The sequence below is a fragment of the Burkholderia sp. THE68 genome (assembly GCF_009938265.1).
GTDB lineage: Bacteria > Pseudomonadota > Gammaproteobacteria > Burkholderiales > Burkholderiaceae > Caballeronia.
Genome location: NZ_AP022315.1, coordinates 1210692 through 1222849 on the forward strand (window position 1 = coordinate 1210692; position 12158 = coordinate 1222849).

General features: G+C 64.5%; 21 protein-coding genes and 1 tRNA gene. 13 read left to right on the forward strand and 9 right to left on the reverse strand.

Annotated elements, in window-relative coordinates; translation table 11 throughout:
* Positions 1 to 143 precede the first annotated feature (143 nt).
* Together BTHE68_RS05730 and BTHE68_RS05735 are read left to right on the forward strand one after the other, a co-directional pair.
* Positions 144 to 641, forward strand: coding sequence for a heme-degrading domain-containing protein (locus BTHE68_RS05730; RefSeq protein WP_162065515.1), 498 nt, complete (start codon positions 144 to 146; stop codon positions 639 to 641).
* 4 nt (positions 642 to 645) lie between these two features.
* The gene (locus BTHE68_RS05735) at positions 646 to 984 is read left to right on the forward strand and encodes a DMT family transporter (RefSeq protein WP_162065516.1); all 339 of its coding nucleotides are present in this window, start codon (positions 646 to 648) and stop codon (positions 982 to 984) included.
* Positions 985 to 1000: 16 nt separating this feature from the next.
* Here the strand turns inward: BTHE68_RS05735 and BTHE68_RS05740 are convergent, their stop codons facing one another.
* Positions 1001 to 1384, reverse strand: coding sequence for a hypothetical protein (locus BTHE68_RS05740; protein ID WP_162065517.1), 384 nt, complete (start codon positions 1382 to 1384; stop codon positions 1001 to 1003).
* Between the two features lie 328 nt (positions 1385 to 1712).
* On the opposite strand from BTHE68_RS05740, the gene BTHE68_RS05745 reads away from it, so the two are divergent.
* The 6 genes from BTHE68_RS05745 to BTHE68_RS05770 all read left to right on the forward strand — a co-directional run bounded on the left by BTHE68_RS05745 (position 1713) and on the right by BTHE68_RS05770 (position 5046).
* A complete protein-coding gene (locus BTHE68_RS05745) occupies positions 1713 to 1979 on the forward strand; it encodes a hypothetical protein (protein WP_162065518.1) in 267 nt (88 codons plus the stop codon).
* Between the two features lie 26 nt (positions 1980 to 2005).
* The gene (locus tag BTHE68_RS05750) at positions 2006 to 2332 is read left to right on the forward strand and encodes a hypothetical protein (protein ID WP_232077910.1); all 327 of its coding nucleotides are present in this window, start codon (positions 2006 to 2008) and stop codon (positions 2330 to 2332) included.
* A 183-nt stretch (positions 2333 to 2515) separates the two neighbouring features.
* The gene (locus BTHE68_RS05755; RefSeq protein WP_162065520.1) at positions 2516 to 2800 is read left to right on the forward strand and encodes a DUF1488 family protein; all 285 of its coding nucleotides are present in this window, start codon (positions 2516 to 2518) and stop codon (positions 2798 to 2800) included.
* Positions 2801 to 3009: 209 nt separating this feature from the next.
* Positions 3010 to 3192, forward strand: a complete 183-nt coding sequence (locus tag BTHE68_RS05760) for a hypothetical protein (protein WP_162065521.1) — start codon at positions 3010 to 3012, stop codon at positions 3190 to 3192.
* A gap of 49 nt (positions 3193 to 3241) precedes the next feature.
* Positions 3242 to 3940, forward strand: a complete 699-nt coding sequence (locus BTHE68_RS05765) for a TetR/AcrR family transcriptional regulator (protein ID WP_162065522.1) — start codon at positions 3242 to 3244, stop codon at positions 3938 to 3940.
* On the forward strand, positions 3937 to 5046 hold the full coding sequence (locus tag BTHE68_RS05770) for an enoyl-CoA hydratase/isomerase family protein (RefSeq protein WP_162065523.1): 1110 nt from the start codon (positions 3937 to 3939) through the stop codon (positions 5044 to 5046). Before BTHE68_RS05765 ends, BTHE68_RS05770 begins: the two co-directional genes overlap by 4 nt.
* A gap of 50 nt (positions 5047 to 5096) precedes the next feature.
* Here BTHE68_RS05770 and BTHE68_RS05775 read toward each other — a convergent pair whose 3' ends face one another.
* From BTHE68_RS05775 to dusA, 4 genes are all read right to left on the reverse strand, one after another.
* A complete protein-coding gene (locus tag BTHE68_RS05775; protein WP_162065524.1) occupies positions 5097 to 5522 on the reverse strand; it encodes a hypothetical protein in 426 nt (141 codons plus the stop codon).
* Between the two features lie 108 nt (positions 5523 to 5630).
* On the reverse strand, positions 5631 to 5876 hold the full coding sequence (locus tag BTHE68_RS05780; RefSeq protein WP_162065525.1) for a hypothetical protein: 246 nt from the start codon (positions 5874 to 5876) through the stop codon (positions 5631 to 5633).
* Between the two features lie 111 nt (positions 5877 to 5987).
* Positions 5988 to 6063: transfer RNA gene (locus tag BTHE68_RS05785), tRNA-His, on the reverse strand.
* A 118-nt stretch (positions 6064 to 6181) separates the two neighbouring features.
* The gene (gene dusA, locus BTHE68_RS05790; RefSeq protein ID WP_162065526.1) at positions 6182 to 7186 is read right to left on the reverse strand and encodes a tRNA dihydrouridine(20/20a) synthase DusA; all 1005 of its coding nucleotides are present in this window, start codon (positions 7184 to 7186) and stop codon (positions 6182 to 6184) included.
* Positions 7187 to 7369: 183 nt separating this feature from the next.
* On the opposite strand from dusA, the gene BTHE68_RS05795 reads away from it, so the two are divergent.
* From BTHE68_RS05795 to BTHE68_RS05805, 3 genes are all read left to right on the forward strand, one after another.
* A complete protein-coding gene (locus BTHE68_RS05795) occupies positions 7370 to 7672 on the forward strand; it encodes a hypothetical protein (RefSeq protein ID WP_162065527.1) in 303 nt (100 codons plus the stop codon).
* Between the two features lie 37 nt (positions 7673 to 7709).
* Positions 7710 to 8105, forward strand: a complete 396-nt coding sequence (locus tag BTHE68_RS05800) for a DUF5594 family protein (RefSeq protein ID WP_162065528.1) — start codon at positions 7710 to 7712, stop codon at positions 8103 to 8105.
* 113 nt (positions 8106 to 8218) lie between these two features.
* On the forward strand, positions 8219 to 8422 hold the full coding sequence (locus tag BTHE68_RS05805) for a hypothetical protein (protein ID WP_162065529.1): 204 nt from the start codon (positions 8219 to 8221) through the stop codon (positions 8420 to 8422).
* A 31-nt stretch (positions 8423 to 8453) separates the two neighbouring features.
* Here the strand turns inward: BTHE68_RS05805 and BTHE68_RS05810 are convergent, their stop codons facing one another.
* Positions 8454 to 9485 carry a methyltransferase gene (locus tag BTHE68_RS05810; RefSeq protein ID WP_162065530.1) on the reverse strand — a complete coding sequence of 344 codons (1032 nt, stop codon included), beginning with the start codon at positions 9483 to 9485 and terminating at the stop codon, positions 8454 to 8456.
* Between the two features lie 244 nt (positions 9486 to 9729).
* Between BTHE68_RS05810 and BTHE68_RS05815 the strand changes: the two genes are divergently transcribed.
* Positions 9730 to 10467, forward strand: a complete 738-nt coding sequence (locus tag BTHE68_RS05815; protein WP_162065531.1) for an SDR family oxidoreductase — start codon at positions 9730 to 9732, stop codon at positions 10465 to 10467.
* Positions 10468 to 10552: 85 nt separating this feature from the next.
* Positions 10553 to 10915, forward strand: coding sequence for a hypothetical protein (locus tag BTHE68_RS05820; protein WP_162065532.1), 363 nt, complete (start codon positions 10553 to 10555; stop codon positions 10913 to 10915).
* Here the strand turns inward: BTHE68_RS05820 and BTHE68_RS05825 are convergent.
* The 3 genes from BTHE68_RS05825 to BTHE68_RS05835 are packed head-to-tail and all read right to left on the reverse strand — an operon-like array spanning position 10912 to position 12143.
* A complete protein-coding gene (locus tag BTHE68_RS05825; RefSeq protein ID WP_162065533.1) occupies positions 10912 to 11373 on the reverse strand; it encodes a lytic transglycosylase domain-containing protein in 462 nt (153 codons plus the stop codon). The genes BTHE68_RS05820 and BTHE68_RS05825 overlap by 4 nt on opposite strands.
* A gap of 37 nt (positions 11374 to 11410) precedes the next feature.
* Positions 11411 to 11749 (reverse strand): hypothetical protein, encoded by a 339-nt coding sequence (locus tag BTHE68_RS05830; protein ID WP_162065534.1) that lies wholly within the window; start codon positions 11747 to 11749, stop codon positions 11411 to 11413.
* Between the two features lie 4 nt (positions 11750 to 11753).
* Entirely contained in the window at positions 11754 to 12143 is a 390-nt protein-coding gene (locus tag BTHE68_RS05835; protein WP_162065535.1) for a hypothetical protein, read from the reverse strand.
* Positions 12144 to 12158: the final 15 nt, after the last annotated feature.

Sequence of the window (12158 nt, forward strand, 5' to 3'; positions counted from 1 at the left end):
GCGCGCACGCATCGTCGATAGCTTCGATGCACGGTCTCACGAAGTCGCAATTGCACCGGTTCATGACCGACTCGTACATCGCGGCATCGCAGGCGCATGTCAAAATCGCAAGTCCGCACACGCCACACAGGAGTCGCTCGCTCATGGACATTCCACACGTTCTCCAGGCCATCGCGCATCAGGAACACACGCTCGTGTTCCCGCAGTTTCATACCGAACACGCGTGGCAGATCGGCACGCAGTTGCGCGAGATGGCGCTCGCGCGCGATGCGGCCGTCGTCATCGATGTACGCACCTTCGGACGCAAGCTCTTCTACGCCGCGCTCGAAGGCACCACGCCCGACAACGCGCGCTGGGTCGAGCGCAAGTCGCGCACTGTCGAGCATTTCCATCGCAGCTCGTACGCGCTCGGTCTCTCGCTGCAGCAGGCGGGCACGACGCTCGCCGAGAAGTACGGTCTGAATCTCGCCGAGTTCGCCACGCACGGTGGCGCGTTTCCCTTGCGTGTGTTGGGCGCGGGCGTGATCGGCTCGGTCGCGGTGTCGGGGCTTCCACAACGCGACGATCATCAGATGGTCGTCGAAGCGCTATGCGCCGTGCTCGGCCAGGACTTCGGCAAATTTTCGCTCGGACGCGACTGACGCGATGCGCTCAACCGCTTATGTGCTGCTCGCCGTCGCGATCGTCGCGGAAGTCATCGCGACCTCCGCCCTGCGCGCCTCCGATGGCTTCACGCGCGCGCTGCCCGCGGCCATCGTCGTGGTCGGATACGGGCTGTCGTTCTATCTGCTGTCGCTGACGCTGCGCACCTTGCCCGTCGGTATCGTGTATGCGGTGTGGTCGGGCGCGGGCATCGTGCTCATCACGCTGGTCGCCGCGCTGCTCTTCAAGCAGACGCCCGATTTGCCCGCCATGTTCGGGATGGGCCTCATCGTCGCGGGCGTCGTGGTGCTCAATGCGTTCTCGAAGATGAGCGCGCACTGACGCACGCGCGGTCAGCTTATTTGCAGCGCACGATCATCGAGCGGTTCTTGACGTTCGCCGAAACCACATTGCTGATGCCGCCGCCAGTCGGTCCGCCTTCCTCGTTGTCCTTCGAAACGATGTCGTAACCCGTCGCGCCGCATTTCTGGCCGGCGAGCACGTAGCAGCTCGCCCAGCTCGATCCGGCATCCGCGCCGCTGCAATTGACGGCGTAGCCGGTCTGTCCGTCGGGCAGGTTGATGAGCGACGCTTCATTCGACGATGCGCAAGCGCCGAGGCTCGCGAGTGCGACGGTTGCCGCGCCGAGCGTGGCCGCGCGCAGCCATGAAAAGCGCGAAACGGCGCCGTCATGCGCGGCGCGTGCGGAAATACGGCGCAAGCGCCGACCGGGTTCCTTCATCTTTACCTCGTGTGAGCGAATTGCGATTCGCGCCCTTCGGCCCATGCGCAAAGGCGAGGGCGCGTTTATCGGACCAGGGCGTTTTTTTGAGATGTGCATTGTCCCATACGCGGCTTACGCGACACGTAAGCGGTTGTTAGCGGCCTGACACGCGACGCGCGCGGGCGCGATGATTGCGAACGAAAAAAAATGCGGGCAGCGCCGTCCGCGTTCGATGAACTATTTTCCGGCTCGCGCGCCTTATCCATTCGGAATGTCGGTTGGAATTGCCTGTTGTTGGGCATCGAAGCGGGACGGCATGCAGCACGAACAAAAGGGAGGAAATGACATGGCGGAAAGAGTCACGGGGCCATATCGAGGGTATTACATCAGCGCGTCGGCACGGCTGGTGCAGACACACGGCGAGACCGATGACAACGCGCCGATCTACGTCGGCTCGGTGAGTCTCGCGCGCGGCGGCCCGGACGACGTGCATCGCTTCGAGGCGCTCGTCGATCTCGGACCCGAGCGGCGCTTTGTGACCGAAGGCGAGGCGCTCGCGCATGTGGAGCAAGCCGCACGCGAGTATATCGACCGCTTGCTGCACTCGACGTGATGCGCCCCGTCCATCTTCGACACACCGTGCTGTACGACGTCGCGAATTGCCTGATCGACCTTTTTCCGAGCGGCGCGGATGTCGCGGAAATCGGTCTGGAGGCGTCACCTGCGCTGTTCGTCAGCTGGCGCACGGGCGGCGTGGCGAATCATCCCGGCAACATCGCGTGGGGTGTGCACTATCGCTTCGACGCGCTGGTGCTGCGCGATTATCCGCATCTGTCCGAGCGAGCTCGCCAGCGCGTATGCGAGCGCGTGCGCGAGATGAGCCGGCTGCTCGACTTCAACTACGCCGATCCACGGGCGAGTTCGCTGCTCGTCGTGGATGTCGATGAAACCGTGCTCGCCGCCTGAACGCGGCGCTGGACCACGCGGCGCGAGCGCGAGTACCATAATCGCCGAATCGATTCGTGCGATCGTTTGCATGGCAGCAAGCGGCTCGCATCGAATGGAGCGATGGAGCGCTTGAACGTCTTCGCGTCGGTCCCGGCTGGATGCTTCATGCATCGGCCGCCACGCCCCAGCAACGAGACAATCATGAATATTCGATTCCTCCCGGACGCGCCCGATTACCGCGATGCCAACCTGACCGTCGAGTTTGCCGCGATCGTCGATGGCCGGCGCGTACCGTGTGCCATATCGGTCGAAGCGCTGGAAGATCACTTCGGCGCGCAAAGCTATGACAGCGCCGGCTGGATCGACGCGTTCGATGCGGGACGCCCGCGCATCGAGGAAGTCGCGCGCGAGCATCTGCGCGTGACCAACGGCATGCCGGTGCTTCTGAAAAGCGGACACTTTCCGCCGGGGCGCGTCACCGCCTGACGCAGCCTTCGCTCTTACATGGCGCGATGTAAGACCTGCATCGCGCCATCGCTTTTATCGGCGCGAGATGCGTTGCGCCTCCTTCCGCGCGACCCTGCAACGGAGTACCATCGCTCTATGCCGCACGCGATGCGATTCGCTCGGCACACTACTTGCTCAACGGCTTGCGCTGGCTGAGCAACCAAATATAAAAATCGCGCGGGGTCGTCATGCTTCATTCCTTTCTTCACTCACTAGTCGAGTCCAATGCGCTATGGCTCATCTGGGCAGCCGTTGGTGTGCTGATTCTTGCGTTGTGCATCGTGTTCGCTTCGGTCGTGCTGCGAGACTCGGACGAGCCGCTGTATCGCGCGGCATCGCGTCGGGACGACGACGGCAAGATGATCGTCTGAGCGGGCGCGCCCGCGCCGCGAATTGACTTCGAAAGAGGCGGTGCCGACAATGCCTCGGACGGGACCGCAAGCGCGGCGCACCGAGCAAAGACGCGAGCAGCGTCAGGCGCTGCGCGAGCGCATACTCGAGGTATCGCGTGAAATCGTGAAGCGCGAAGGGTTCGCATCGCTCTCGATGAGAAAGCTCGCCGAGGCGATCGACTATTCTCCCGCCGCGCTCTATCTTCATTTCAGGAGCCGTGGTGAGATCGCCCGGGCGTTGCGCACGGAAGGGCACGCGCGTTTGCGCGAAGCGTTCCTCGCGCACACGACAATCGTCGACCCGGCCGCGCGACTGAACGCAATGGCGCGCGCGTATGTCGAATTCGGGCTGGCCGAGCCCGAGACGTATCGGCTGATGTTCATGATGTTCATGGAGCCCGCAGGTTTCGCCGACGCAGGCACCGATGCCACGGCGAGCGGCCAGGCGGCGCAGTCCGGTGCGGCGGCGCTTTCGCTGATCGCGGATGCGTACGTCGAGTTGCGCGCGGCCGACCGGCTGCCGCCTCGCGCCGCGCCGCTCGCGTGTGCGGAAGGGCTGTGGGCGAATCTGCATGGCATCGTCGCGCTGAAACTGAACGGCGCGTCCTTGCCCGAGACGCCGGTCGCGACGCTCGTCGAGTTGTCGCTCGATGCGTGGTTCGCGCCGGTCAACGGAACCGAATCCCGATTCACTTGTGCGAATCGACCCGACACTTCAACACGATGACCACCGAAGACATCCGTATCGACACCGCCAACGGCATCGGCTTCATTGCGCTCGATCGTCCGAAGGCACTCAACGCGTTGACCGCGCCGATGCTGCGCGCGATCAGCGAGGCATTGCGCGCGTGGCGCCACGATCAGGCGATCCGCGCGGTCGTCGTCTATAGCCCGCACGTGCGGGCGTTCTGCGCGGGCGGGGACATCCGCTTCCTGTACGAGTCCGCGAAAGCCGGCGAACGCGAGGCGATCGACGCGTTTTTCACCGATGAATACAAGCTCAACCACGCGATCTTCACGTTCCCGAAGCCTTACGTCGCAGTCGTGAATGGCGTCGTGATGGGCGGCGGCATGGGCATTTCGCAGGGCGCGCATCATACGGGCGGGCTGCGCATCGTCACGCAGACGACCAGGATGGCGATGCCCGAGACGCGCATCGGACTATTTCCCGATGTCGGCGTGAGCTGGTTTCTTGCGCGCACGCCGGGCGCGATCGGCCGCTATCTCGCGGCGACCGGCGCGAGTCTCGCCGCCGCCGACGCGCTCTATGCGCGCATGGCCGACGCTTATCTCGACGATGGCGCGCTGCCGGGGCTCGTCGAGTCGCTGAGGCACCAGCGCTTTCTGGATGGCGTGGAGATCATCCGCTTCGTGCAGAACGAAACCACGAAGTACAAGGTCGCGCCGATTCCCGAGAGGAGCGAACTCGCCGATGCGCGCACGATGATCGACAAGCACTTCGCGGCGGGCAACGGCGCGTCGATTCTGGCATCGCTGGAGCGCGAGGCGGACACCGGCAACGACTGGGCGAAGCGCACGGCCGCCGAACTGCGTGAACGCTCGCCGCTTTCCGTCGATGTGGCGCTGCAGCAGGTCGATCGCGCGAAGTTCTCGACGATGGCCGAGACGCTGCGCCGCGATCTCGACCTCACGCGCACGATGTTCGCGCGCGGCGACGTGCTGGAAGGCATCCGCGCGCGCATCGTCGACAAGGACAACGAGCCGCAATGGAAGATCGCGCGCGTCGAAGACGTGAACGCTGCCGATGTGGATCGCATGTTCGAGAGCGCGTGGACGCCCGCGTCGCATCCGCTACGGCTGTTGAAGGACTGAAGCTGTGAGAGAAGCGGCGCGCGCGGGCCGCTTTTCATTTGTGCGCCGGCTCAGCGCGTTTCGCTGCCCGCCATGAACGCGCGCATGAAAACGAGCGCGCCCCAGCCCCAGATCGCGTTGGCGATGAAGTTCGGCGCGAGGCGCGGCAGCATGTTGCCGCTCGGCCAGATGCCGCGCGCCGGATCGATCACGAACACGCCCACGGCCGTCAGCACGATGCCGCCGAACACGAGTGCGCCGATCCACGGCGCGCTGCGATCGGGCGCAATGCGCAGCAGCCAGGCCATCAGCACGCCGAAGATCGAACTCCATAGCGCATTGGCGATGAATTCGGGAATGCCGAGCGGCAGGAACGGCGCGGTGGAATAGCCGGCCGGATCGACAAGACCCGCAGCGTGCAGCAGCGCGAGAGTGGATTCGCGAAAGAAGAGCGCGGCAAGAAAACCGGAAACGAACGGCAGAATGACTTTTTGCATTGGCTAGACCGCCTGGAGCCTTGAGGCGCGGTTCTCTCCGATTATCGTGAAGAGCGCCATTATAGTGGCGTCGCGCGCGCTTCCAAGCCGGTTCCGGGCGATTGCGGACTATTTTGCGATTGCGTCGCTCGCGGGGCTGTGATGCAGCATGCGATCGCTGTTCGGCGGCGGGTTGGGACGCTTCACAGGCATGTTGTCGGGGTTGTCGGGACGCGTGGCGCTCGCCGACGGCGCGCCGGGTGCGCCCGGCGGTTTGACCATCGATGCGTTGTCGTCGGGGCGCGCGGTCTGGGCTTGAGTTGCGAACGACGCGACGAGAAGGAGGATGGCTATCGCGAGGGGAGGTCGGGTCATGATCGGTCTTTCGCGAAGAGGAGACCTTCGATGTGCATGACGCGTGCCCGAGGCGGGTCCGGGAAAGCAAAAAGCCCAGTCGGATGACTGGGCTTTCGCATGAATTCTCTGTGGGGTGGCTGATGGGACTCGAACCCACGACGACAGGAATCACAATCCTGGACTCTACCAACTGAGCTACAGCCACCACTGTTACTTCGACCTTGACTGCTTCAGACCTGCCGTAGCAATCAAGAAGCGAGATTATACGAACAAAGATTGCGCTTGCCTAGTCCCTTTGAGCATCTTTTTCCGCCACACGCGCCTCAGGATTCGATCGCTTCCGCGGCTTCGCAGAGATGAGCGCGCGCCTCGTCGAAAATCGTCAGATCGCCCTTTGCGAGACGGCGACTATCGGACAACACGCGACGCCATCCACGCGCGCCCGCGACCCCGCGATAAAGCCCGAGCGCATGCCGCGTTACCGCGCCGAGATACGTGCCGCGCGCAAGCTCATTGCGCGCGTAGCCGATCAATTCCGCCTCGATCTCCTCGCGCGAAAGCGCCGGCGTGTCCGCGCCATAGAAGCGCGTGTCGACGCCCGCGAGCACATACGGATTGTGATAAGCCTCGCGTCCCAGCATCACGCCGTCGACATGCTTCAGATGCTCCTCGACTTCATCCAGCGTCTTGATGCCACCGTTGATCGAAATCTCCAGATGCGGGAAGTCGCGCTTCAGGCGGTACGCGTACTCGTACTTGAGCGGCGGAATCTCGCGGTTCTCCTTCGGGCTCAGGCCTTTGAGGATCGCGTTGCGCGCATGCACGATGAACACCTCGCAGCCGGCATCGGCGATGGTGCCAACGAAATCGCGCACGAACTCGTAGTCCTCGACCGTATCGACGCCGATGCGATGCTTGACCGTCACCGGAATCGACACGGCATCGCGCATCGCCTTCACGCAGTCCGCGACGAGCTGCGGCTCCTTCATCAGGCACGCGCCGAATGCGCCGCGCTGCACGCGCTCGGACGGGCATCCGCAATTCAGGTTGATTTCGTCGTAGCCCCATTGCTCGCCGAGCTTCGCGCTTTTCGCAAGATCGGCCGGCTCGCTGCCGCCGAGTTGCAGCGCGACGGGCGCTTCGGCGGGCGTGAACGCGAGATGGCGCGCGACGTCGCCGTACAGCAGCGCGCCGGTCGTCACCATTTCCGTGTAGAGCCACGCATGACGCGACACGAGGCGATGCAGGGACCGGCAATGGCGGTCGGTCCAATCCATCATCGGTGCGACGGATACGCGGCGAGGGCTGATCTTCGATACGGCTGTCATGGGCGACAGCGGCCGCGCTTTCGGGCGAACCGCATTGAAACTGAAGGGGAATCCGCGATTTTACCGCAGCGCGGCAGTTCGGTTGTGCCGTTCGCTCGCGCGGGGCGTCGCAAACGTTCACCCCTGTCGCGTCACCATGCTAGGATTTCCAAACCACCCCCAACGACGGCATCGGAGGCAGACATGGCTACTTTGGCGATCGACGGTGTGCGCTGGGTCAACGACCGCGTGACCAGCGTGCGCTGGGGCAGTTTCGATCCAGCCACGAACGACTGGGCCGCGCCCACCACCATCGTGGATGTCCAGCAGGTCGTGGACGCCATCAAGAGCGGCAAGGAAGTCCGCACGCTCTTCATACTCGGCGGCCGTGCCTTTCTCGGCCCGAAAGTCATCGCGATGCCGTTTGCGAACGGCCATATCGGCATCGAGGCGCGCGTGCAGGACGGTCAGATCGAGAAGTCGCTCGAAGACCTGCCGCCCGTCTGAACCCGTCGCAAACCAAGGGCGCTCGCGGAGATCAGCGTTGAATCGGCAACAGGCGCACCGGTTCGAAATCGAGTTCATGCCGCGCATCGTCGAGCGCGTGACGCGCGTCGTCGGTCATGGCGTGCGCGTCGAAGTCCTGCCCTACGAAAGTCCGCTCGTGCCGACGCGCCTGCATGTCAGCGCCGGGCGCGCACCACACGAAGGCGACGACCAACGGCGCGGCTATGCATATCCAATGAATGTATTTCTGACCTGGGACGACGAGGAAATCGAACGCCTGCTGGGCGCTGGCGGCGAGGCCCGTTTCGTGCGATACCTCGATGCGATCGGCGCCAAGCTCGATGCCTGGCAGGGCGCGCGCGACGTCGATCTCACGACGCGCTCGCAGGCGGAGCGGTCGGTGCTCTTCGGCCGTCTCGACTTCGAGGCCTGATCACGGCGGCCGGCTGCCGCCCGCTCGCGCCCGTTCAGCCGACGCATCGCAACGCCCGTCGCCGCGCAGCGCGCGGCACGGCAGGGCGCATCAACATGAACGAGGAGGTCGGTATGGCATCGTCGAATGAAGGCAACCTGCGCGCTTTCGTGCAGACCGCGGAACAGGCGGGCGGCTTCATCTGGGTCATCACGCTCGTCGATTTCGCGGCGCGCGACGTCAAGCGCGCCATCGTCTCCGAAGAAAATTTCTCCACTTCAGATGCGGCTCGCGATGCGGGCAACGACCGCCTGAAAGGCATGTCGAACGACCACTGACGAAGCGTCACGGCGCGCGGCACGCGACGGTTCATTTCGTCGCGATCACCATCGAATCCGGTCCGACCAGCGGCTCGACGCGCGCCGACGCGAACCCCGCTTCCTTCATCCACGCGCAGCACTGCGCGCCGGTGTAGTCGAAGCCGCCCGGCGTCTCGATCAGCATGTTGAGGCTCATCAACAGCCCGAATGCGTTCTGACGACGCTCGTCGTCGATGATCGCGTCGTACACGATGAGGCAGCCGCCCGGTGGCAGCGCCGCGTGACATTTCGCGAGCAGTTCGAGCTTCTGCGCCAGATTCCAGTCGTGCAGGATGTGACCCATCACGAGCACATCGGCGGATGGGCACGGCTCCTTGAAGAAATCGCCCGGATAAAAGCGCAGCCGGTCCTGCAGGCCGTTCGCGGCGACGTATTCGTCGAAGATCGGACCGACGACCGGCAGATCGAAGCCGCCGCCCGTCAGATGCGGATGCGCGAGCGCGACCTGCACCGGCAGCGCGCCCTGCGCCGCGCCGATATCGATGAACGTGCGGTACTCGCGCCACGGAAACTGCCGCGCAATCGCCCGCGCCGCGCCCATGCTCACGCCGCTCATCGCGTGCAGAAAACCCCGCAGGCGCGCCGGGTCGCTGTAGAGCGTGTCGAAGAGATTGCCGCCGTGCTTCGATTCGTTCTGCGGCAGCCCGCTGCGCAGCGCCTCGGTGAGCGACCCCCAGAACGGGTAGAGCCGCGCGTTCGCCATCTCCAGCAGTCCGCCGACATACGTCGGCTTGTTGCGATCGAGAAAGATGTCGGCGTCGCCTGCGTTCGCGTAGCGGTCGCCATCGCGCGTGAGCAGACCGAGCGCGACGAGCGTGTCGAGAAAATCGAGCGCGGCGCGCGGATGCAGTCCGAGCGCCCGCGTGAGATCCTCTGCCGGTTGCGGACCGGTCGCCAGTTGCGTGAATACGCCAAGCTCGACGGCCGAAAGCATCGCTTTCGACGCCCAGAACGCCATGCCCATTTGCAGCAGCCGTTCCGGATTCGGCTGACCGTCGATATTGCCTCGCGCGTCTTGCATGGTGCGCCTCCTGTCGAAAGTACGACGAAATGGAGCAGGTGTAAGCGAGTGGGAAGGACGGCGTAACTTTAGGCGTCGCGCGCGCACGGTTCAAGGAGATGTGTGGGACACATAACGCACGATCACGCAGACGAAAACATGTTCGAGGATATCGAACGAGTGCGCCAAAAGCATCGTACGGCAGCGCGTCAAACGCCGTCCATAATGGCTTCACACTGATCAACGTTCACACAAGGAGAACGCCATGAATCGCTTCGAAGGCAAGACAGTTCTGGTCACCGGCGGCAACAGCGGCATTGGTCTCGCGGCGGCGCAGGCATTCGTCGCGGAAGGCGCGCGGGTCGTCATCACGGGCCGCGACGAAAGCGCGCTCGCAACCGCACGCGCCACGCTCGGCGAGAACGCCATCGCGATCCGCAATGTGGCGGGTACCGTCGCCGCGGCGCGCGAACTCGCGCAACGTCTCGCCGATGCGAACATCCGCCTCGATGCGGTGTTCGTGAATGCGGGCGTCGGCACGTTCGCGCCGTTCACCGACATCGACGAAAAGGCGTGGGACGAAACCTTCGCGGTCAACGTCAAGGGTCCGTATTTCCAGATCCAGTCGCTCGTGCCGCTGCTGAACCAGGACGCATCCATCGTGCTGAACGGTTCGATCAACGCGCATATCGGCATGCCGAATTCGTCGGTGTATGCGGCGAGCAAGGCGGCGCTCGTGTCGCTCGCGAAGACGCTGTCGGCTGAACTGCTGCCGCGCGGCGCGCGCGTGAATGTCGTGAGCCCCGGTCCGGTCGCGACGCCGCTGCACGGCAAGCTCGGCCTCGTCGATGAAGCCGCCGCGCAACTGCAAAGCCAGATTCCACTCGGTCGCTTCGGCAAGTCGAGCGAAGTCGCGGCGACGGTGCTGCATCTCGCATCGACGGAATCGGGTTTCATCGTCGGCACGGAGATCATCATCGACGGCGGCATGAGCCAGCTTTGAGCGGCGCGCGGGCCGCGCATCGTGAACGCAATTCGCATGGAGCAGGCGCACAATCGCCGAAGGCCACGACATACGGGTCATCGGAATGAGTGAAAGCGAAGAACGAAACGATGCACATGCGGCCCGCGAAGCGCGCTATCGTCGTTACGAAGCGGTGGGAGAAACATCGATTCGCGCGGACCTTGACGAGTCCGCCGACACCGATCCCGAAGCGCCATTCAAGCGCGCGTGGCTGCGTCGCAAGGAGGCGTCACGTCAGGACGAGCAGTTTCGCGCGATGTTCGCGTCGGTGACATCGGCGAACGATGCTGCGCAACTCGCCCGCGATTCCGCGCAGGCGTCGCGCCGCTCCGCTTTCTGGACCATGATCGCCGCGCTCGCGGCGACGCTGGGCGTGATCGTCAACGCGGCTATCGCGCTCGGCTGGCTCGACTGGCTGAGGCGTTAGCGCATCGTCGGCTGCAGTTCACCCCAACTGACGAGGATCTGCTGGATGCTGCGCGCGTAGGCATCGCGATGTTTCGGCGATTCCGAGTGATACGCGCCGACCGCGCGCCACGTATTGCCGTATTTCACCATCTTCTGCTTCAGCAGCCACGCGGCGACGAACACGTTGACACACGGATCGGTGAGCGCGCGATGCGGTATGCCATGGCGCGCCAGATCCGGGAAATGAATCGAGTTGATCTGCAACTGGCCGACATCCATCGAGCCGTTGAGATTGCGGTTGATCGCGGCGGCATCGCCTTTCGATTCGCGCCACGCGACGGCGCGCAGCACGAGCGGATTGACGCCCTGATAGGCGGCGGCCTGCTCGAAGCAATCGTCGGCGAGAGCGGGGCTCGCCGCGAGCGACGCGACGAGCAGCGCGCAGGCGGCGCGCGCGACATGAGTGAAACGGAACATGAAGCGTGGCTCCTTCGGGAAATGAACGAGGGGCGGCTTACTGCGCGAGCGCGGTGTCGATACGGCGTTCGACGTCCTTCAGATACGTGCGCGATTCGTCGGACACCACGAGGCGCGGCTCCGGGCCATTGCATTTGCAATCGGCGACACGGCGCGGCTTCTTGCCTTTCTTGCTCGCGGTCCTGACGGGCGCATCGTCGTCATCGCTTGCTGGCGGCAGCATCGCCAGCGTGGGCAGCGGCGGATAAACCTTCTGCACAGCGGGGCCGAGCGCGGCGAGCGTCTGCGCGGACGCGGGCGCACTCACGTCGAGCGGACCGGCAAAGGCGCTCGACATGACGAGCATGCCGGCGCAAAGAATGAGCATCGGGCGCATGGCGTCAGCCTCCCTGAGTCGGCTTGATGGCGACGCTGTAGGGCTGTCGCGCGCCGGCGGTGAGGTTTTCCAGGCTGAGCCTGACCGTGTGGCGGGCCGGCACGCCTTTCCAGATCGCCTGATTGAGATAGGGGAAGTCTTGCGCGAGCGCCGTGACGAGAATGGTCGTCGGCTGCTTTTGCGCGGCCGCGAGCGCGCCGGCTTTCGCGAGGATCGCGGTGAGTTGCGGATCGCGCGCGCCGAGCGCGTCGGCGGGAATCTCGAAACGGACGATCTCGGCGGGCGCCGCCGGCTTATCGATCTGGGCCGTGCTGGCCGCGGGCATCGGCGCGCAGCCGGTCACGGCAACTGCGACGACGATGGCAAAAAGTGACGCTACCCACTTCACTGGCATCTCCTGATTGAGTCA